The 19,358-nt window shown below is 65.7% G+C and carries 18 protein-coding genes; 1 reads left to right on the forward strand and 17 read right to left on the reverse strand.

The features are described from left to right. Positions 1-4 precede the first annotated feature (4 nt). The 14 genes from C1704_RS12305 to C1704_RS12370 form a co-directional block, all read right to left on the reverse strand. Positions 5-610 carry a 2-hydroxychromene-2-carboxylate isomerase gene (locus C1704_RS12305; RefSeq protein ID WP_104303032.1) on the reverse strand — a complete coding sequence of 202 codons (606 nt, stop codon included), beginning with the start codon at positions 608-610 and terminating at the stop codon, positions 5-7. 4 nt (positions 611-614) lie between these two features. After that, positions 615-2,570: a TRAP transporter large permease gene (locus C1704_RS12310; protein WP_104303033.1), complete on the reverse strand. Its 1,956-nt coding sequence runs from the start codon at positions 2,568-2,570 to the stop codon at positions 615-617. Continuing rightward, complete coding sequence (locus C1704_RS12315; RefSeq protein WP_104303034.1) at positions 2,567-3,163, reverse strand: TRAP transporter small permease subunit; 597 nt, start codon at positions 3,161-3,163, stop codon at positions 2,567-2,569. The genes C1704_RS12310 and C1704_RS12315 overlap by 4 nt, the downstream gene beginning before the upstream one ends. Positions 3,164-3,262: 99 nt before the next feature. After that, positions 3,263-4,393 (reverse strand): TRAP transporter substrate-binding protein, encoded by a 1,131-nt coding sequence (locus tag C1704_RS12320; RefSeq protein WP_104303035.1) that lies wholly within the window; start codon positions 4,391-4,393, stop codon positions 3,263-3,265. A gap of 214 nt (positions 4,394-4,607) precedes the next feature. Continuing rightward, on the reverse strand, positions 4,608-6,077 hold the full coding sequence (locus C1704_RS12325; RefSeq protein WP_104303036.1) for a TrkH family potassium uptake protein: 1,470 nt from the start codon (positions 6,075-6,077) through the stop codon (positions 4,608-4,610). A gap of 13 nt (positions 6,078-6,090) precedes the next feature. After that, positions 6,091-7,533: a Trk system potassium transporter TrkA gene (trkA, locus tag C1704_RS12330; protein WP_104303037.1), complete on the reverse strand. Its 1,443-nt coding sequence runs from the start codon at positions 7,531-7,533 to the stop codon at positions 6,091-6,093. Positions 7,534-7,605: 72 nt separating this feature from the next. Beyond that, entirely contained in the window at positions 7,606-8,736 is a 1,131-nt protein-coding gene (locus tag C1704_RS12335) for an acyl-CoA dehydrogenase family protein (protein ID WP_104303038.1), read from the reverse strand. Positions 8,737-8,758: 22 nt separating this feature from the next. Further along, a complete protein-coding gene (locus C1704_RS12340) occupies positions 8,759-9,430 on the reverse strand; it encodes an SDR family oxidoreductase (RefSeq protein WP_104303039.1) in 672 nt (223 codons plus the stop codon). Between the two features lie 7 nt (positions 9,431-9,437). Beyond that, the gene (locus tag C1704_RS12345) at positions 9,438-10,616 is read right to left on the reverse strand and encodes an acetyl-CoA C-acyltransferase (RefSeq protein WP_104303040.1); all 1,179 of its coding nucleotides are present in this window, start codon (positions 10,614-10,616) and stop codon (positions 9,438-9,440) included. A 34-nt stretch (positions 10,617-10,650) separates the two neighbouring features. Beyond that, complete coding sequence (aceK, locus tag C1704_RS12350) at positions 10,651-12,456, reverse strand: bifunctional isocitrate dehydrogenase kinase/phosphatase (protein WP_104303041.1); 1,806 nt, start codon at positions 12,454-12,456, stop codon at positions 10,651-10,653. Beyond that, entirely contained in the window at positions 12,456-13,139 is a 684-nt protein-coding gene (gene can, locus C1704_RS12355; protein WP_104303181.1) for a carbonate dehydratase, read from the reverse strand. The genes aceK and can overlap by 1 nt, the downstream gene beginning before the upstream one ends. A gap of 66 nt (positions 13,140-13,205) precedes the next feature. Further along, a complete protein-coding gene (locus tag C1704_RS12360; protein ID WP_104303042.1) occupies positions 13,206-14,384 on the reverse strand; it encodes an isovaleryl-CoA dehydrogenase in 1,179 nt (392 codons plus the stop codon). A gap of 46 nt (positions 14,385-14,430) precedes the next feature. Further along, positions 14,431-14,898 carry a PaaI family thioesterase gene (locus tag C1704_RS12365; RefSeq protein WP_104303043.1) on the reverse strand — a complete coding sequence of 156 codons (468 nt, stop codon included), beginning with the start codon at positions 14,896-14,898 and terminating at the stop codon, positions 14,431-14,433. Between the two features lie 101 nt (positions 14,899-14,999). Then, positions 15,000-15,425, reverse strand: coding sequence for a MerR family transcriptional regulator (locus tag C1704_RS12370; protein WP_104303044.1), 426 nt, complete (start codon positions 15,423-15,425; stop codon positions 15,000-15,002). Between the two features lie 44 nt (positions 15,426-15,469). On the opposite strand from C1704_RS12370, the gene C1704_RS12375 reads away from it, so the two are divergent. Further along, positions 15,470-16,528, forward strand: coding sequence for an MBL fold metallo-hydrolase (locus C1704_RS12375; RefSeq protein WP_104303045.1), 1,059 nt, complete (start codon positions 15,470-15,472; stop codon positions 16,526-16,528). On the opposite strand, the gene C1704_RS12380 is transcribed toward C1704_RS12375, so the two are convergent. From C1704_RS12380 to C1704_RS12390, 3 genes are all read right to left on the reverse strand, one after another. Beyond that, positions 16,529-17,641: a deoxyguanosinetriphosphate triphosphohydrolase gene (locus C1704_RS12380; RefSeq protein WP_104303046.1), complete on the reverse strand. Its 1,113-nt coding sequence runs from the start codon at positions 17,639-17,641 to the stop codon at positions 16,529-16,531. 13 nt (positions 17,642-17,654) lie between these two features. After that, positions 17,655-18,734 (reverse strand): 3-dehydroquinate synthase, encoded by a 1,080-nt coding sequence (gene aroB / locus C1704_RS12385; RefSeq protein ID WP_419186800.1) that lies wholly within the window; start codon positions 18,732-18,734, stop codon positions 17,655-17,657. Between the two features lie 95 nt (positions 18,735-18,829). Beyond that, a complete protein-coding gene (locus tag C1704_RS12390; RefSeq protein ID WP_104303183.1) occupies positions 18,830-19,354 on the reverse strand; it encodes a shikimate kinase in 525 nt (174 codons plus the stop codon). Positions 19,355-19,358 lie beyond the last annotated feature (4 nt).

Raw genomic sequence — 19,358 nt, forward strand, 5'->3', positions numbered from 1 at the left:
CGTGTCAGAAGGGTCCCTGGGAGAGCCAGCGCTCGATCTGGGCCTTGCGGTCGTTGCCCCAGAAGGGCTCGCCATCCACGATCACATACGGGGCGCCGAACATGCCGGCCGCCACGGCCGACTCATTCGCGCGCTTGAGCCGCTCTTTCCAGGCGGGCTCGTTCCAGACCGCCTCGGCGTGGTCGGGCTCCAGCCCAAACTCCGCCGCCAGGGCCTTCAGCGCCTCGGGGTCCGACAGATTCACCCCCCGGGCGAAATAGGCCCGCAGGCAGGCGCGTGCCCAGGCCACGGCCCGCCCGGGGTCGTTCTCGTTGAGCCACCAGAACACCCGCGCCGCGTTCTGCGTCGGGATGGGAAACACCTCGGGCTGGGTATAGGGCAAGCCCTCGAATCGCGCAGAACGGGCGAAGTCGCGCAACACATAGTCGCGCTTGATGGGGTGCGCCACGGGCGGCTTCAGTTCGGCCGCCTGGAAGGTCACCCCCAGCAGCACGGCGTGCCAGCGCACCGTGCGCCCATGCCGTGCCGCCAGCGCCTCGATCCACTCGGACGTGATGTACGAATAGGGCGAGGAGAAATCGAAGTAGAAGTCGATCGGTGGCTTGTTCATCCCCTCAACGGTACAACAGTTGGGGCAGCCACAGGCCGATACCCGGGAAAACGTAGAGCAGCACGATCGCGATGATCTGGATCCCCATGAAGGGCAACATGCCCAGGAAGATCTGATTGAGCGTCACGTGCGGCGGCGCCACCCCCTTCAGGTAGAAGGCCGACATCGCCACTGGCGGGCTCAGGAAGGCCGTCTGCAGGTTCAGCGCCACGAGGAGCCCGAAGAAGAGCGGGTCGATGCCGAAGTTGTCCAGCAACGGGATGAAGATGGGCATGAAGATCACGATGATCTCGGTCCACTCCAGCGGCCAGCCCAGCAGAAAGATCAGCACCTGGGACAGGATCAGGAACTGTGTGGGCGTGAGGTTCAGGCTCATCACCCAGTGCTCCACCAGCTCCTGCCCGCCCAGCAGGGCAAAGGCCGCCGAGAAGATGGCCGAGCCCACGAAGAGCCAGCACACCATGGCCGAGGTCTTGGCGGTCAGAAACACCGACTCCTTCACCACCCGCACGTTGAGCTGGCGGTAGGCGGCGGCCAGCAGGAAGCCCCCCAGGGCCCCCATCGCGGCCGCCTCGGTGGGCGTGGTCAGCCCGAAGACGATCGAGCCCAGCACGGCGGCAATCAGCACCACCAGTGGGAAGAAGGAGGCCAGGAGCATCTTGAACACTTCCAGCCGCGCAAAGCTCAGGAACAGATAGAACAGCGTGACGACAGCACCCAGGATGGAGAACACCACCCACCACCAGGTGGGTGCCGGCCGCGTCGTCTCTGCCGTCACGGCCTCGCCCTGCGGTGCGCCGCCCGGCTCGGCCAGCGCGGGAGCCGCCGGCGCGGGTTCGTCTTCCTCGGCGCCAGGGGGTTCGCTCAGGGCCAGGGGCTCGGTGGGGGCCTCCTCATCGTCTTCCACGGGCGGCTCGGCCAGGCCCCCGGCCATCGAAGGCTCTGCCAAGCCGCTGGTCTGGGGCGCGCCGTCAGCAGCAAAGCTGATGGGCTCGATGTCGTATTCGGGCTCAGCAGCCACCGTCGTCACAGCGCGGTAGGTGCTCGTGGCAAGCAACAGGAAGAGCAAGCCCGGCATCAGCACGACACCGAGCTGCTTGAGCACGTGCGACAAGGGCACATCGGCATTGCGTTGCCCTTTCAAGGCCGACAACAGGCGCAGCAGGGCATGGTGGGTGCCGGTCTGCGCAAGACGCTGGTTATGCGGCGGCAGTTCCACACGACGTTGCGCCTCAGACAGCGGCGGCGCCCAATGTGGTTTGAGCTTGGCCATGATGATCACATAGACCACATACAGCCCGGCCAGCATCAGTCCCGGGAAAAAGGCGCCCGCATAGAGCTGAACCACCGACACCCCCGCCGTTGCCCCGTACAGGATCAGCAGCACCGACGGAGGAATCAGGATGCCCAGACATCCACCGGCCGTGATCGAACCTGCGGCCATGGGAGTGCTGTAGCCGGCTCGCAGCATGGCCGGCAGCGCCAGCAGTCCCATGAGCGTCACGACGGCCCCCACGATGCCCGTGGCCGTGGCAAACACGGCACAGGTCACCAGCGTGGCCACGGCCAGTGAGCCGGGGATGCGCGCCATCGACAGGTGCAGGCTCTTGAAGAGCTTCTCGATCAGATTGGCACGCTCAACGAGATAGCCCATGAAGACGAAAAGCGGCACGGCAATGAGCACGTCGTTGGTCATGCTCTTGTAGGCCGCCTGCACCATCAGGTCGAGCGTGCGCGTGATGTCTCGGTCGTAGGCCAACCAGGTGAAGATCATGCCCATGCCCATCAGCGTGAACGCCGTGGGAAACCCCAGCATGATGGCCACCACCACCAGCGAGAGCATCAGCAGGCCCAGGTGCCCCTTGGTGATGGTCTCCACCCCCAGCAGCAGCCAGACGATACCGACCACGACCAGGGCCATGATGCCCAGGCCAAACCGCAGTTCCGGACGGATCTTCACGGCCGACCTCCTGCGGAAGCGCCGTGGTCATCGGCATGGACCATCTCCTTGAGCTTGTCGACATCGACCTCCTCGACATCGCGCTCGCGTGAGGGCCACTGGCCTTCACGCAGGCAGATGATGCAGCGAGCGATCTCGGCAAAGCCCTGCAGCAGCAGCGTGGCGCCGGCCAGGGGGATGACGAACTTGAAGGGATACAACGGCAGCGGTGTGGCCGAGAAGGTCTGCTCGCGGATGGCCAGCGATTCCTGGGCATAGGTCCAGCCTGCCCAGGTGAGCGCGATCACGCCAGGCAGGAAGAAGACGAAATAGAGCAGCAGGTCCACGCCCGCCTGGGCCCGCGGGCTGAAGAAACCGTAGAGCACGTCCCCGCGGACGTGGCCGTTCTTCGACAGCGTGTAGGCCCCCGCGAGCATGAACATGGTGCCGTAGAGCATGATCTGGGCGTCGAAGACCCAGGCGTGCGGATTGTTCATCACGTAGCGGGAGAACACCTCCCAGCTGATCAGCAGGGTCAGTCCCACGGCGGCCCAGGCCGCAGCCTTGCCGATCCAGGTGGACACTGCGTCGATCGCGAGCAGCAGTTTTTGCATGAGACGAAAGCAAAGTGGAGATGGGCCCGGAGGCGGCCGCATACACACACGCCACGCACCCCCGGGGGCGCGTGGCGTGCATGAGGTGGCGTCGGCGACTCAGGTCTTCTTGGGTGCGAAGTAGTGGTTGTAGGCCATCCGGTAGTCGACCATCGTGTCGAACTGCCAGCGCCCGGCACGCTGAGCGAACGTCCGCATGGAATCCATCACCTTCTTGAACATCGGATTCTCGGCCGACTTCTTCGCCGTGACCTTGTCCCAGGAAGCCAACTGCGCGCGCAGGATGGCATCCGGCGTTTTGTAGAAGCGCACCCCCTGCTTGCTCTGCATCTCCAGGTAATCTGTGGAGTTGCGATCGGCGGCCTTCCAGCTCATATCGGCCGAGGCAGCCTGCACGGCGTAGTCGATCACCGATTTCAGTTCGCCAGGCAAGGCGTTGTATTTGGTCTTGTTGAACAGGATCTCGAACTGCTCGCTGCTCTGGTGGAAGCTTTGCAGCATGCAAACCTTGGTGACGTCCGGGAAGCCCAGCACCCGGTCGCTGGAGGCATTGTTGAACTCGGCCGCATCGAGCAGGCCGCGGTCCAGCGCCGGCACGATTTCCCCACCAGGCAGCGGGTTCACCGCCAGGCCCAGGTCAGTGAAGATGTCCACCGCCAGACCCACGGTCCGGTATTTCAGGCCCTTGAGATCCTGCACCCGGGCCACCGGCTTCTTGAACCAACCCAGAGGCTGTGTGGGCATGGGGCCATAGAGGAAGGACTGCACGTCCAGGTTCAGACCCTTGTAAATCTCGTCCAGCAGTTCCTTGCCGCCGCCGTAGTAGTGCCAGGCCAGCACCATGTTGGCGTCCATGCCGAAGGCCGGGCCCGAGCCCCAGAGCGCCACCGCCTGGTTCTTGCCGTACCAGTAGGCGACCACGCCGTGGCCGCCGTCGAGCGTGCCCTTGGCCACCGCATCGAGCAGCTGGAAGGCCGGCACGACGGAGCCCGCCGGCAGCACCTCGATCTTCAGGCGGTTGCCCGCCATGTCGTTGACCTTCTTGGCGAAGTCGTTTGCGTACTCGTGGAAGATGTCCTTGGCCGGCCAGGTGCTCTGGAAGCGCATGGACACGGTCTGAGCCGTCGACACCATCGGGAAGGCGGCGGCGCCGGCGCCCACGGCACCGGCCGCGGCAGTCTTGAGGAAACGGCGCCGCTGAGGCGCCTTCTGGGGTTTGGTCTCGCTCACATCGGTCTCCTTGTGTGGTGCATGTTCCGGAGCAGTCCCAGAGGTCTGCGCCTCCGTGGACTCAACGATGCTAGGCAGGAGCGCGCCAGGGCGGGCTAGCACAAACCCGCGTCCGGCCTCGCGCCAGCCTGGAAAGGTGCGCTGCGCGCGCAGCGTGACCCCGCAAGCTGAACGCGATCTGAATGCCGCACCCGCCCCCGCGTCAGAGCGATCGCTACTTGCGCCAGAAGGACGGTGTGAAGAGGACGATGAACGTGAGCATTTCCAGCCGCCCCAGCAGCATGGCGACGGTGCAGACCCAGGTCTGGAAGTCGGTGAGCCCGGCAAAGTTGCCAGCAGGGCCGACGCTGCCGAGTCCAGGACCCATGTTGTTCACGCTGGCCACCACGGCCGTGAAGGCCGTCACGACGTCCAGGTCGGTCGCCAGCAGCACCATGGTCAGACCGATGATGGTGGCGCCGTACACCAGCATGAACCCCAGGACCGCGAAGATCGTGTTGTTGTCCACCGTGGCGCCGCCGAGCTTCACGGGGTTCACGGCCCTGGGGTGGACGAGCCGCGCCATCTCCCGGCGAGCCTGCTTGATCAGGATGATGACCCGCACCATCTTGATCCCCGCCCCGGTGGAGCCGGCGCTCGTGGACAGCCCCGACAGCATCAGCATCAGCACCGGTGCAAAGATGGGCCACTGGGCGTAGTCGGTGTTGGCGTAGCCGGTGGTCGTGGCGATCGAGACCACGTTGAAGAAGGCCATGCGCAAAGCGTGCAGCGGATCCTCGTAGGTGCCCTTGAGCCACAGCAGCACCGCCACCACCAGGGAAGCGATCACCAGCAGACCCACCGTGGCGCGGCTCTCAGTGTCCGACCACAAGCGGCTCCAACTGCGCTTGCGCACCGCCACGAAATACATCGCGAAGTTGCAGGCGGCCACCATCATGAAGAACACGCAGACCCACTCGGCCAGCGGCGAGTCGAACTGCCCGAAACTCGCGTCATACGACGAAAGCCCCCCCAGGCTGACGGTGGTGAACATGTGGACCCATGCGTCATACCAGCTCATGCCCGCCAGACGATAGGCGAGCACGCACAGCAGCGACAGCACGCAATAGATGCTCCACAAACCCTTGGCCGTCTCGGTGATGCGCGGCGTGAGCTTGGTGTCCTTCATCGGGCCGGCCGCCTCGGCCCGGAAGAGTTGGCTGCCGCCCATGCCCAGCATGGGCAGGATGGCCACGGCGAGCACCAGGATGCCCATGCCACCCATCCACTGCATGAAGCATCGCCACAGGTTGATCGACGGCGGCAGCAGGTCCAGGCCCGTCAGCACCGTGGCCCCCGTGGTGGTGAGGCCCGACATGGCCTCGAAGTAGGCGTCCGTGAACGACAACTCGCTGCCTTCCTGCCTGAAATAGACCATCAGGGGCACGCTGGCAAACAGAGGCAGCACCGTCCAGACCAGGGCCACCAGCATGATGCCGTCGCGCGGCTGAAGCTCGCGCCGGTGACGGCGGGCCAGCAAGCGCATGACGGCCCCTGAAGCGAACGTCAGGGCCATGCCCACATGCCATGAACTCAGCGCGGCGTCCTGCCCGAACCACGCCACCCCGAGCGGAACAGCCATGGTGAGGGCAAAGAACATCACGATCATGCCCAGGATCGAGAAGACGGGCAGGATGGATTGCATGGGCAAGGGGGCGTCAGAAGAAGGTGGCGCTGACCTGCAGGAGCTTCTCCACGTCACGCACCATGCGCTTGCGCGGCAGGAAGACGATGACGTGGTCATTGGCCTCGATCACCGTGTCGTGGTGCGCAATGATGACCTGGGCGGATTTCAGGGCCTGTTCCCGCTGCAGGTCGTCTGCCCCATTCTCCGGAAGGCCGCGCACGATGGCACCGATCTGCGCGCCGGGCGGCAGCGTCAGTTCACCGATCGGACGCCCCACCACCTTGGAGGTCTTGGCATCGCCCCGGACCACCGCCTCCAGGGCCTCGGCCGCCCCACGTCGAAGCGAATGCACGGCCTCGACGTCGCCGCGGCGCACGTAGGCGAGCAGCTCGCCGATCACCGTCTGAGCCGGCGACAGGGCGATGTCGATCTGCGAGCCCTGCATCAGGTCCGCGTAGGCCTTGCGGTTGATGAGCGCCAGCACCCGCTTGGCGCCCATGCGCTTGGCCAGCAGGCAGGCCATGATGTTGTCCTCGTCGTCGCTGGTGAGGCCCAGGAAAAGATCCATGTCGTGGATGTTCTCGCCTTCCAGCAGCTCCTCGTCGGTCGAGTCCCCCTTGAGGATGAGGGTGTCAGCCGGCAGCTGTGAGGCCAGGTACTCGCAACGACCTGCGTCATGCTCGATGATCTTGACCCGGTATTCGCCCTTGAGCTCCCGCGCCAGGCGCAAGCCCACACGCCCGCCCCCGGCAATCATCACCCGCTTCACCGGACGGTCACGCCGGCGCAGCGCCTCCAGCACGGTGCGGATGTGCCGGGTGGCCGCCAGCACGAAGACTTCGTCGCCCGGCTCGATGCGCGTGATGCCATCGCAGGCGATCGCCTGGTCGGGTCCTTCGGGGTCTGGTCGGTAGATGGACACGATGCGCATGTCCACGTCAGGCACGAGACTCGGCAGCTCGGAAATGGTGTGACGCACCAGCGGCGCACCGGCCACGGCCCGCACCGCAATCAGGCTCACCAGCCCTTGCGCGAACTCCAGCACCTGCAATGCTTCAGGGTAGGCAATGAGCTGGCGCACGTAGCGCGTCACCGACGCTTCGGGACAGATCACCCGATTCACGGCAAACCCGGACTTCTCCATCAGCGGCGAGCCGTCGGGGAACTCCGGGGAACGCAGCCGGGCGATCGTGGTGGGAATGTTGAAGACGTCGTGCGCGATCTTGCAGGTGACGAGGTTGGTTTCGTCCATCGGCGCGCAGGCGATCATCATGTCGGCGTCCTGCGCCCCGGCCTCCTGCAGCACCGAAGGCTGGATGCCGTTACCGACCACACCGCGCAGGTCGAATCGGTCCTGCAGCTCGCGCAGACGCTGGGGGTTGGTGTCGATGACCGTGATGTCGTTCTTCTCCGACACCAGGCTCTCCGCCACACTTTCGCCCACCCGGCCGGCGCCGAGGATGATGATGTTCATGGGGCGCGATTATGCGCAGATGTTGCGGCGCAGCAAACCCTCGGGCATGCCCACCCCCTTGGCTTCACCGGATCACCCCAGGGCGCGGCCGATCAGGATGCGCTGCACATCGGAGGTGCCCTCGTAGATCTGGCACACCCTCACGTCGCGGTAGATGCGCTCGACCGGGAAATCGCTGACATAGCCATAGCCACCGTGCACCTGGATGGCGTCCGAGCAGACCCGCTCGGCCATCTCGCTGGCGAAGAGCTTGGCCATGGCCGCCTCCTTCAGGCAGGGCACACCCGCGTCCTTCAGGCTGGCCGCATGATGGATCATCTGGCGCGCCACCTCGATCTGCATGGCCATGTCGGCCAGGCGGAACTGCACGGCCTGGTGGTTGAAGATGGGCTGCCCGAAAGCGACACGCTCCTTGCTGTAGGCCAGGGCTGCCTCGAAGGCCGCACGCGCCATGCCCAGGCTTTGCGCCGCAATGCCGATGCGCCCACCCTCCAGCCCCGACAGCGCAATCTTCAGGCCCATGCCCTCCTCGCCCAGCCGGTTCGCCACGGGCACGCGACAGTCCTCGAAGAGGATCTGGGCCGTGTCGCTGCTGTGCTGGCCCATCTTCTCTTCCAGCCGCGCCATTGTGTAGCCCGGCGTGGCCGTGGGCACAAGAAAGGCGCTGATGCCCTTCTTGCCTGCGGCCTTGTCGGTCACCGCCATCACGATGGCCACGTCGCCGTGCTTGCCACTGGTGATGAACTGCTTCACCCCGTTGAGCACGTAGTGGTCACCGTCACGCACGGCCGTGGTCTTCAGGCCCCCGGCCTCGCTGCCCACATGCGGCTCGGTCAGGCAGAAGGCGCCGAGCATGTCGCCGCGCGCCAGGGGCTTGAGGTAGCGCTGCTTCTGGTCCTCGTTGCCATAGGCCATGAGGATGGAGCAGACCGGGCAGTTGTTGACGCTCACCACGGTGCTGGTGCCACCGTCGCCGGCGGCGATCTCTTCGAGGATCACGGCCAGGGCGAGATAGTCCAGCCCGGCGCCGTCGTACTCGGCCGGCACCGCCACCCCGTAGCAGCCCAGCGCCGCCAGGCCCTTCAGCTCGTCGGCCGGAAAGTGGTGCTCCTTGTCCCAGCGCGCCGCGTGGGGCGCGATGTGGTCCTGCACATAGGCGCGCACGGCGTCCTGCACCGCACGGTGGTCTTCGCTCAGCAGCATGATGTCGACAGGCGTGTGCGGCTCACCAGGCGATGGGCGAGCCGTCGTGGTTGAGGAAATGCCCGTTGTCATCGGGCGTCAGGCGGGCCAGCAGCCGGCGCAGGTCGGCCACGCTGCGCTCGGGCGGGAGGCTGGCGTTGGGGCCACCCATGTCGGTCTGCACCCAGCCCGGGTGCACCGCCACGCAAGTGATGCCGCGTGGCCCCAGCGTCAGGGCCGCATCGCGCAGCACCGAGTTCACCGCGGCCTTCGAGGCCCGGTAGAGCCAGCCGGTGGTCGAACTGCGCTGGCCGATCGAACCCATCATCGACGACAGCACCATCAGCTTCGCGCCCGCAGCAAGCGTGGCTTCGATCTGCGGCAGCACGCGCATGGGGCCCAGCACATTGGTGCGCATCACCGTGTCAAAGTCGTCCTGGGTGGGCGACTCCAGCCCCTGGGTGCGCGGGCCATAGACCCCCGCATTCAGGACGACGGCATCGAAGCGCTCGCCATCGAGCCGCCAGCCCAGGCCGGCCACACTGGCGGCATCGAGCAGGTCCAGCGGCAAGGCCTCGCAGCCCAGGGCACGCAGGGCCGACAGGCCCGCCTCGCTGCGTGCCGTGGCCACGACGCGGGCGCCCGCCGTGCGGAACTGGCGGGCGAACTCCAGCCCCAGCCCACGCGATGCCCCGATCACCAGGACCTGCATCACATCCGCCTCAGACCAGCTCGACGGCCATGGCGGTCGCTTCCCCGCCGCCGATGCACAGCGAGGCCACGCCCTTCTTCAGGCCGTGCTTGCGCAGCGCGCCCAGCAGGGTCACGACGATGCGCGCACCGCTGGCACCGATGGGATGGCCCAGGGCCACGGCCCCCCCATTGATGTTCACCTTGTCATGGGGCAGCTTGTGCTCGGCCATCGCAGCCATGGTCACCGCCGCAAAGGCCTCGTTGACTTCCCACAGATCCACGTCCTTCGCCGCCCAGCCGGCCTTCTTGAGCACCTTGTCGATGGCACCCACCGGGGCCGTGGTGAACCACTCGGGCGCCTGCGCGTGCATGCTGTGTGCCACGATGCGCGCCACCGGCGTCACACCCAGCCTGGCCGCAGTGGACTGGCGCATCAGCACCAGCGCGGCAGCGCCGTCGGAGATGCTCGACGAGGTGGCCGCCGTGATGCTGCCGTCCTTCTTGAACGCCGGCTTCAGGCCGGGGATCTTGTCGAGCTTGGCCTTGGCCGGCTGCTCGTCCTTGCTGATCTTCACCTCGCCGCCTTTGCCGGCCAGCGTCACGGGCGCCATCTCCCAGTCGAAGCTGCCGTCCTCATTGGCGCGGCGGGCCCGTTCGGTCGACGTGATGGCGAAGGCATCCTGGGCGTCTCGGCTGAAACCGTACTTGGCCACGCAGCTCTCGGCGAACACACCCATGGCCTTGCCGCGTTCGTAGGCGTCTTCCAGGCCATCCAGGGCCATGTGATCGTAGAAGGCCGTGGCACCGTACTTCTGGCCCTTGCGGATGAAGGCCAGGTGAGGCGCATTGGTCATGCTTTCCATGCCGCCGGCCACCATGACCTCGGCGCTGCCGGCGGCCAGCATGTCGTGCGCGAACATCATCGCGCGCATGCCCGAGCCGCACATCTTCGACAAGGTGACCGCGCCCGTCGCGTCGGGCAGACCCGCGCGGCGCACCGCCTGACGCGCCGGCGCCTGGCCCTGGCCGGCCATCAGGCAGTTGCCCATCAGCACTTCATCGACAGCCGTGCCCTGGATGCCAGCCCGCTCCACCGCGGCCTGGATGGCGATGGCCCCAAGCTCCCAGGCCTGCAGGCTGGAGAAATCGCCCAGCAGACCCCCGATGGGGGTGCGGGCGGCGGATGCGATGACGATGGGGTCGGACATGATGCTCTCCTACGGAAAAAGGCGGGGCAATCGTTCAGGACGAGAGTGCCGGACTGCCGGCCGCCTGGGGTTGATCGGGGTTGTGGACATGGCGCAGCCGCGAAAAACGCTTGTCCACGTCATAGGGAAACACGTCGTGCACATGGCCGGCGAGGATGCGTTCCTTGTGCGCCTGCCAGTAGGCCGGGTCCAGCAGGTCGGCATGGTGACGCATGAAGACCTCGCGCACCGACGCATTGCCCAGCAGGAAAGGCCCGAAGGTTTCGGGAAACACATCCTTGGGGCCGACGCTGTACCAGACCTCGCCCGACATCTCCTCTTCCTCGGTGCGAGGTTCGGGCACCTTGCGGAAGTTGCAGTCGGTGAGGTATTCGATCTCGTCGTAGTCGTAGAACACCACCTTGCCGTGGCGCGTCACGCCGAAGTTCTTCCAGAGCATGTCGCCGGGGAAGATGTTCGCCGCCACGAGGTCCTTGATCGCGTTGCCGTACTCGATGACCGCATGCGTCATCTGCTCGGTGGATGCTTCCTGCAGATAGATGTTGAGCGGGATCATGCGGCGCTCGATGTAGAGATGCTTGATCACCAGATCGTCGCCATCTTCCTCGATGAGGCTCGGGCAGAAGTGCTTGAGCTCCTCGACAAGCTCGTCCTCGAAGCGCGAGCGCGGGAAGGCCACGTTGGAGTACTCCAGCGTGTCGGCCATGCGCCCCACGCGGTCGTGGGTCTTCACCAGCAGGTACTTGCGCTGGATCAGCTCGCGTGAGGTGTCCTTCTGCGGTGGGTAGAAATCCTTGATGACCTTGAACACATAGGGGTAGGACGGCAGGTCGAAGACCAGCATGACCATGCCCTTGATGCCCGGTGCGATGCGGAAGTGATCGCTGGAGTGCTTCAGGTGGTAGAGGAAATCGCGGTAGAAGAGGTTCTTGCCCTGCTTGTGCAGGCCGAGTGCGTTGTAGATCTCCGAGCGCGGCTTGCGTGGCATCAGCGAGCGCAGGAACTGCACGTAGGCCGCCGGGATCTCCATGTCCACGAGGAAATAGGCGCGCGCGAAGCTGAACAGCATCTGCAGTTCATCCTCGCCGAAGAGGGCCGCGTCGATGTAGAGCTGGCGGCGCGAGGTGTGCAGCAGCGGCAGCGCGAACGGGATCTCGCGAAAGCCGTTGATGATCTTGCCCACGATGTAAGCGCCCTTGTTGCGGAAGAACAGCGAGGACAGCACCTGCAGCTGGAAATTGGTGCGCAGGCGCACCTCACCGAATTCCTCGCGCATGGCCCGCAGCACGTACTCGACATCGCGGCCGAGGTCCTCGAACTCCAGCGCGAGCTGGAAGTTGTTCACCACCCGCAGCAGCGTCTCGCGCAATGTTTCGCGCGTGGGGTAGTAGGCGCGGTAGGTGGGTTGCGAGCCCGGCTCGTCGTTCTCGAGGTACTCCGTCGAGATGGCCGGTCGCACGAAGATGAAATCGTTGTGAAAGTAGCTGCGGTGCAGGATCTTGGTCGTGACCGAGTTGAAGAAGGTCTCGGCCAGCTCGGGCTGCAGGTGGTTGGTGAGCAGTCCGATGTAGTGGAGCTTGACCTGATGCCACACGTCCATGGGCAGCTCGTGGGCGCGGAACTGATGCTGCAGCCGCTCCACCGCCTCGTCCACACGCTTGTCGTAGAACTCGATGCGCTCGCGCTGGGCCCGCTGCTGTCCGTGCCAGTCGGCAGCCTCGAAGCGGCTTTTGGCCTCGACGCTGGCCTGGCGGAAGAGGCGATAGTGCCGGTTGAAGCCCTCCAGCAGGGCCGCCGCAATGTCGAAGGCCCGCGGGTCAGTGAGCTTCTGGGGGAACATCACGCCACCTTGCGCGGCGCCGAGGCCGTGTCATACCGCGCGTACACCGCCCTCACTGCCCGTTCATAGGCCGGCTGAACTTCTTCGGGCCCCGCCACCGTCATCGTCAGATCCTGCAGCAATCCGTTGTGCAGGCCATAGAACCACCCATGCACCACCACCGCCTGGCCACGCTGCCAGGCATCCTGGACCACCGTGGTCTGGCACACGTTCTCTGCCTGCTCGATCACGTTGAGTTCGCACAAGGCATCGACCTGCCTCGCGTCGGGCACGGTGGCCAGCCAGTCGCTGTGACGATCCCGCACGTCCTGCACGTGACGCAGCCAGTTGTCCACGATGCCCACCCGCCGGTCACGCAAAGCCGCCGCCACGCCGCCACAGCCGGAATGGCCCACGACGATGATGTGCTGCACCTTCAGCACATCGGTCGCGAACTGGATCACCGACATGCAGTTGAGATCGGAGTGGACGACCACGTTGGCGACATTGCGGTGCACGAAGAGCTCACCGGGCATCAGGCCCACCAGCTCATTGGCCGGCACGCGGCTGTCGGCGCAGCCGATCCACAAGTACTGTGGCGTCTGCTGCTTGAGCAGCCGGGTGAAGAAACCGGGCTCACGCGCCTCGGTCTGGCGCGCCCACTCGCGGTTGCTTTCGAAGAGCTCGGTCAGCTGGGTTGACATGATGGTGCAGCGCAATATCCCAGCCCGGAGTGTAGGCGCTGACGGGCGCCAGGCGCACAACCGAGCTCACATCGTTTCAGCAAAGAGCTCCCGGCCAATGAGCATACGCCGGATCTCCGACGTGCCCGCGCCGATCTCATAGAGCTTGGCATCGCGCCACAGCCGGCCGAGCGGGTACTCATTGATGTAGCCATTGCCGCCGAAGATCTGGATGCCCTCCCCGGCCATCCAGGTGGCCTTTTCGGCGCACCAGAGGATGACGCTCGCGCAGTCCTTGCGCACCTGGCGCACGTGCTCGCTGCCCAGCATGTCGAGGTTCTTGCCCACGGTGTAGCAGAAGGCGCGTGCGGCCTGAAGCACGGTGTACATGTCGGCCACCTTGCCCTGGATGAGCTGGAATTCGCCGATGCTCTGGCCGAACTGCTTGCGGTCATGGATGTAGGGCACCACGTTGTCCATCACCGCCTGCATGATGCCGATGGGCCCGGCTGCCAGCACGGCGCGCTCGTAGTCCAGGCCGCTCATCAGCACCTTGGCGCCGCCATTCACGGCCCCCAGCACGTTCTCCGCCGGCACCTCCACGTTCTGGAACACGAGCTCACCGGTGTGCGAGCCACGCATGCCCAGCTTGTCGAGCTTCTGGGCGATGGAAAAGCCCTTCATGCCCTTTTCGATCAGGAAGGCCGTCACGCCACGGGCGCCCAGTTCGGGCTCGGTCTTGGCATAGACCACCAGGGTGTCGGCGTCGGGGCCGTTGGTGATCCACATCTTGCTGCCGTTGAGCAGGTAGTAGCCGCCCTTGTCTTCGGCCCTGAGCTTCATGCTGATCACGTCCGATCCGGCGCCCGGCTCGCTCATCGCCAGCGCACCCACATGCTCGCCACTGATGAGCTTGGGCAGGTACTTCCTGCGCTGCGCCTCGTTGCCGTTGCGCTTGATCTGATTGACGCACAGATTGGAGTGGGCCCCATAGGACAGCCCCACCGAGGCGCTTGCGCGGCTGATCTCCTCCATGGCCACCATGTGGGCCAGGTAGCCCATGCCGGCGCCGCCGTACTCCTCGGAGACGGTGATGCCCAGGACGCCGAGGTCACCCATCTTGCGCCACAGATCCATCGGGAACTGATCGCTGCGATCGATCTCGGCGGCCCGCGGGGCGATTTCGGCTTGCGCAAACGCGCGCACGGTGTCGCGCAGGGCATCGATGTCTTCGCCAAGCTGGAAGTTGAGTCCGGGCAGTTGCATGGTGGGGTGTCCTTCGGGGAAAGTGTTCAATCGGAGCAGCACAGCGTCAGTGGCGCACGCCCTCGCGGCCCCTCACGGCCATGATGGTGGCGGTCATGGTGGCCACCACCCGTTCGCCGGACGGCGCGCGCTCCAGCGCCTGACCATCCACGACCGAGATCGTGCGCCCGGCCTTGGTGACCCGGGCCTCGAAGCGGAAATCGGGGCCACGCGCCGGCGCGAGCAGATTGACCTTGAACTCGATGGTCAGCACCGCCGCGTCGGCCGGCATCAGGGAAAACGCGGCATAGCCGCAAGCAGAATCGAGGGCGGTCGAAACCACCCCCGCGTGCAGGAAGCCGTGTTGCTGCGTCAGGTCGTCCCGATGCCGCATTCGCAGGATCACACAGCCGGGTTCGACGGTGTCGAGGTGAATGCCCAGTGTGGACATCACCGACTGGCGCCCGAAGGACGCACGCACCCGATCGGCATAGCCGGGGTCGACCGGCACGAACTCGGTGGGGATGGGCGGCATTGCGGACTCCGGCGCTGGGATCGGAACGAAGCTCACAGCCTAATTGACGTTAACGTAAACGTCAATTCTGGTTCGACCCACTCCGGGCACCCAGGACCCGCTCACGCCCGCTTCTTGCGTTCGCTTTCGCCCAGCAGGCGCCGCGCTTCCCGTTCGTGGCTGCTCACTTCTTCCAGCGTGACCTGCAGGTCGGCGAGTTGCTGCTCCAGCTGTTCTCGATGTGCGGCCAGCACCACCAGGAACTTCTTGAGCTGAGGCACGGTGTCGCGGGGCGACTCGTACATGTCCACCAGCTCCTTGATTTCCGCCAGGCTCAAGCCCAGGCGCTTGCCGCGCAGCGTGAGCTTCAGCCGCGTGCGGTCGCGCGCCGTGTAGATGCGGTTGCGCCCATTCGGGCCGCTGCGCTCGGGGCTGAGCAGTCCACAGTCCTCGTAGAAGCGGATGGCCCGGGTGGTCAGGTCGAACTCACGCGCGAGCTCGCTGATCGTGTACTGCGGCGACGCGGCGGTGACAGCGGAAGTAGCCATGGCTGCCTATACTGGGCAAGTGACGTTTACGTAAAGTGTAGCGAATGAATCCGCAGGAACAGCGTCTGGACTACCCACTGGGCGACCGCCTCCCCGACCCCGGCACCACGATGGACGTGCTGCCCGGTCTGCGCTGGGTGCGCATGGGCCTGCCCTTTGCGCTCGACCACATCAACCTGTGGCTGCTGCGCGACCGCCTGGACGGCAAGGAGGGCTGGACGCTCGTCGACTGCGGCATCGCCAACGACGCCACGCGCGAGGCCTGGGAGCAGGTCTTCGCGGCCGAGCTGGACGGCCTGCCGGTGCTGCGCGTGATCGTCACCCACATGCACCCTGACCATATCGGCCTGGCCCACTGGCTCACCGAGCGCTGGGAGTGCCGGATGTGGATCAGCGCCACCGACTACAACGCCGCCCGCGTGGGCAGCCTGCGCGCCGGCGGGCATGGCGGCGACAGCGCCGCGGCCTTTTTCGCCAGCCATGGCCTCACTGACCCTGACTCGGTGGAGCGCGTACGCCAGCGCGGCAACTACTATGCCTCGATGGTGCCGCGCGTACCCGAGCAGTTCCGCCGCCTCATGGACGGCCAGTCACTGGCCATCGGATCGCGGCCGTGGCGCTGCATCGCCGGCTACGGTCATGCGCCCGAGCACATCTCGCTGCACACCACGGAGGGTGGCCCCGTGCTGATCTCGGGTGACATGCTGCTGCCCCGCATCTCCACCAACGTCAGCGTCTTCGACATCGAGCCCGAGGCCAATCCGCTGCCCCTGTACCTGGAGTCCCTGCGCCGACTGCGCACGCTGCCCGAAGACACGCTGGTGCTGCCCTCGCACGGACGCCCGTTCCGTGGGCTTCATGAGCGTGTGCGCCAACTCGAGGCGCATCACGCCGAACGCCTGCAGGAGGTGATGGACGCCTGCGCCACCGCCCCGCGCTGCGCGGCCGACCTCCTGGAGGTGATGTTCAAACGCAAGCTCGACCTGCACCAGACCACCTTCGCGATGGGCGAGGCCCTGGCCCACCTGCACGCGCTGTGGTTCGACGGGCGCCTCAGCCGCGAACAAGGTCGCGACGGCGTCTGGCGCTTCTCGATCGTCTGATCAGAACAGGCGTGATCCCGTGAGCCGCTCATGCTCGCGGATGGCAAAGCGGTCGGTCATGCCCGCGATGTAGTCGGCGATCGCCCGCCGGCCCTTGCGACCGTCCTGCCAGTGGTCGGCCGGCATCTCGCGAGGGTCCTGGTCGTAGGCGGCAAACAGCTCGCGCACCACCTGCTTGCCCCGCTCGGTGGTCTCCACCACCTGGGGATGGCGGTAAAGATTGGCGCGCAGGAAGCGCTTGAGCGTGTCGCTCTCGCGGCGCATCGTCTCAGTGAAGCACAGCAGGCCCGGCAGTTGCCGCACCTCGTCCACATGCCGTGGGTGGTGCCGGTCCAGGGCCTGGCGGGTGGCCTCGATCACGTCATAGACCTGATCCGACAGCATGCGGCGGATGGCCTCGGCCAGCACACGTTTCGGCGGTAACGCAGGATGCTCGCGCAGCACCGCATGCCGGTAGCGCGCCACCAGCGGCACCTCGTCGAGCTGCTCGAAATGCAGCAGCCCCGAGCGCACGCCATCGTCGATGTCATGGGCGTTGTAGGCGATCTCGTCGGCCAGGTTGCACAGCTGGGCCTCCAGGCTGGGGCGGGTGCCGTCCAGGAAGCGCCGGCCCACGTCGCCCAGGCGCTGCGCATTCGTGCGCGAACAGTGCTTGAGCACCCCCTCGCGGGTCTCGAAGCTCAGGTTCAAGCCATCAAAGCCCGGGTAGCGCTCTTCCAGCTCGTCGATCACCCGCAGGCTCTGCAGGTTGTGCTCGAACCCCCCATCGTCGCGCATGCACTCGTGCAGCGCATCCTGGCCCGCATGGCCGAACGGGGTGTGCCCGAGGTCATGGGCCAGCGCGATGGCCTCCACCAGGTCCTCGTGCAGATCCAGCACCCGCGCGATCGAACGACCGAGCTGCGCCACCTCCAGCGAGTGGGTCAGCCGCGTGCGGAAGAGATCGCCTTCGTGATTCAGGAAGACCTGGGTCTTGTAGACCAGGCGTCGGAAGGCCGTGCTGTGCACGATGCGGTCGCGGTCACGCTGGAAGGCGTTGCGCGTGGGCGCATCAGGTTCAGGATGGCGCCGGCCGCGCGACTGTGCCGGATCGCAGGCATAGGGCGCGAGCATGTCTCGCTACCGCTCAGCCGCTGTGGGCCTCGATCACCTGAGCCACGAGGGTGTCGGGCGCCGGGCGAACCCCCGCACGGCCCAGGGCCTCGATGACCACAAAGCGGATCTCGCCGCCTTCGTTCTTTTTGTCCACGCTCATCAACTCGAGGTAGCGCTCCGCACCCAGTGCCGGGCCGCGCACCGGCAAGCCCGCGCGCTCGATGAGGCGCCGCATCCGATCGACAAACGCAGGTGGCATCAAGCCGAGGCGGGCCGACAACTCGCTGGCCATCACCATGCCGCAGCCCACTGCCTCGCCGTGCAGCCACTCGCCATAGCCCAGGCCGGCTTCAATCGCATGACCGAAGGTGTGGCCGAAGTTGAGGATGGCGCGCAGGCCGGCTTCCTTTTCGTCCTGACCGACCACCCAGGCCTTGATCTCGCAGGAACGCCGCACCGCATAGGCCAGCGCGTCCTTGTCGCGAGCCCGCAGCGCATCCAGGTTCGTTTCGATCCAGTCGAGAAAGGCCGGATCGGCGATGGGCCCGTACTTGATCACCTCGGCCAGGCCAGCCGACAGTTCGCGCTCCGGCAGGGTGTCGAGCACATCGAGGTCGCACACCACCAGCAGCGGCTGATAGAAGGCTCCGATCATGTTCTTGCCGCGCGGATGGTTGATCGCCGTCTTGCCCCCCACCGACGAATCCACCTGAGCCAGCAGCGTCGTCGGGATCTGCACGAAGGGCACACCCCGCATGTAGCAGGCGGCGGCAAAGCCCGTCATGTCGCCCACCACACCACCGCCCAGCGCATACAGCACCGTCTTGCGGTCGCAGCCATGGGCCAGCAAGACATCGAAGATGCGATCGAGACTGGCCCAGTCCTTGTGAGCTTCGCCGTCGGGCAGGATGATCTGGACGACCTCACGGTGGCGCTGCTTGAGGACCGACTCCAGGCGCTGGGCATACAAGGGGGCCACCACGTCGTTGGTGACGATGGCGGCCAGTGGGGCACTTGGCAGCGTTGCGTAGCTCTCCTGATCAGCCAGAAGGCCGGCACCGATCAGGATGGCATAAGAACGATCCCCGAGCGAGAGTTTCAGGCTGTGCACGGCAATTAGCGCAAAGGAGACGGGAGAAGGAATGCCCAAGCTGCATCAACCTGCCGGCTGTGCAGGAGAGGCTCTTATTGTCCCGCATTTGGCCGTCAGCAAGCGCGGCCGTTGGCAGCGTCCAGTTCAAGCTGGGTGGCGATCAGGTTCGCCAGCATGCTGACCGAGGGTCGACCGGTGTCGATCACAAAGGTTGCGACATCTCGGTACAGGGGGTCCCGCACCGCGTAGAGTTCACGCAGTCTCTTGAGGGGATCAGATACTTGCAGCAAGGGCCGCTGCCGATCGTGACGAAGTCGGCGCACGAGGTCGTCGGGCGATGCACGCAGATAGACCACCGATCGGGCTTGGCGCAGACACTCTCGATTGTCGTCCCGCAGGACAATCCCGCCACCAGTGGCAAGAACCCCCTGATAACCTCCGTCCAGGAACTCGGCAAGAACCCGATGCTCGATTTCCCTGAAACGCTCCTCACCCTCTTGTTCGAAGAAGCTGCGGATTGGCATTCCAATCCGGTCTGTAATCACTGCATCAGTATCTTGGAACGCTGTGTTGAGACGCTTGGCCAACTGGCGCCCAACCGTGGACTTCCCACAGCCGGGCAGGCCAATAAGAACGATGCAG

Source organism: Caldimonas caldifontis (genome assembly GCF_002930615.1).
GTDB lineage: Bacteria > Pseudomonadota > Gammaproteobacteria > Burkholderiales > Burkholderiaceae_C > Caldimonas > Caldimonas caldifontis.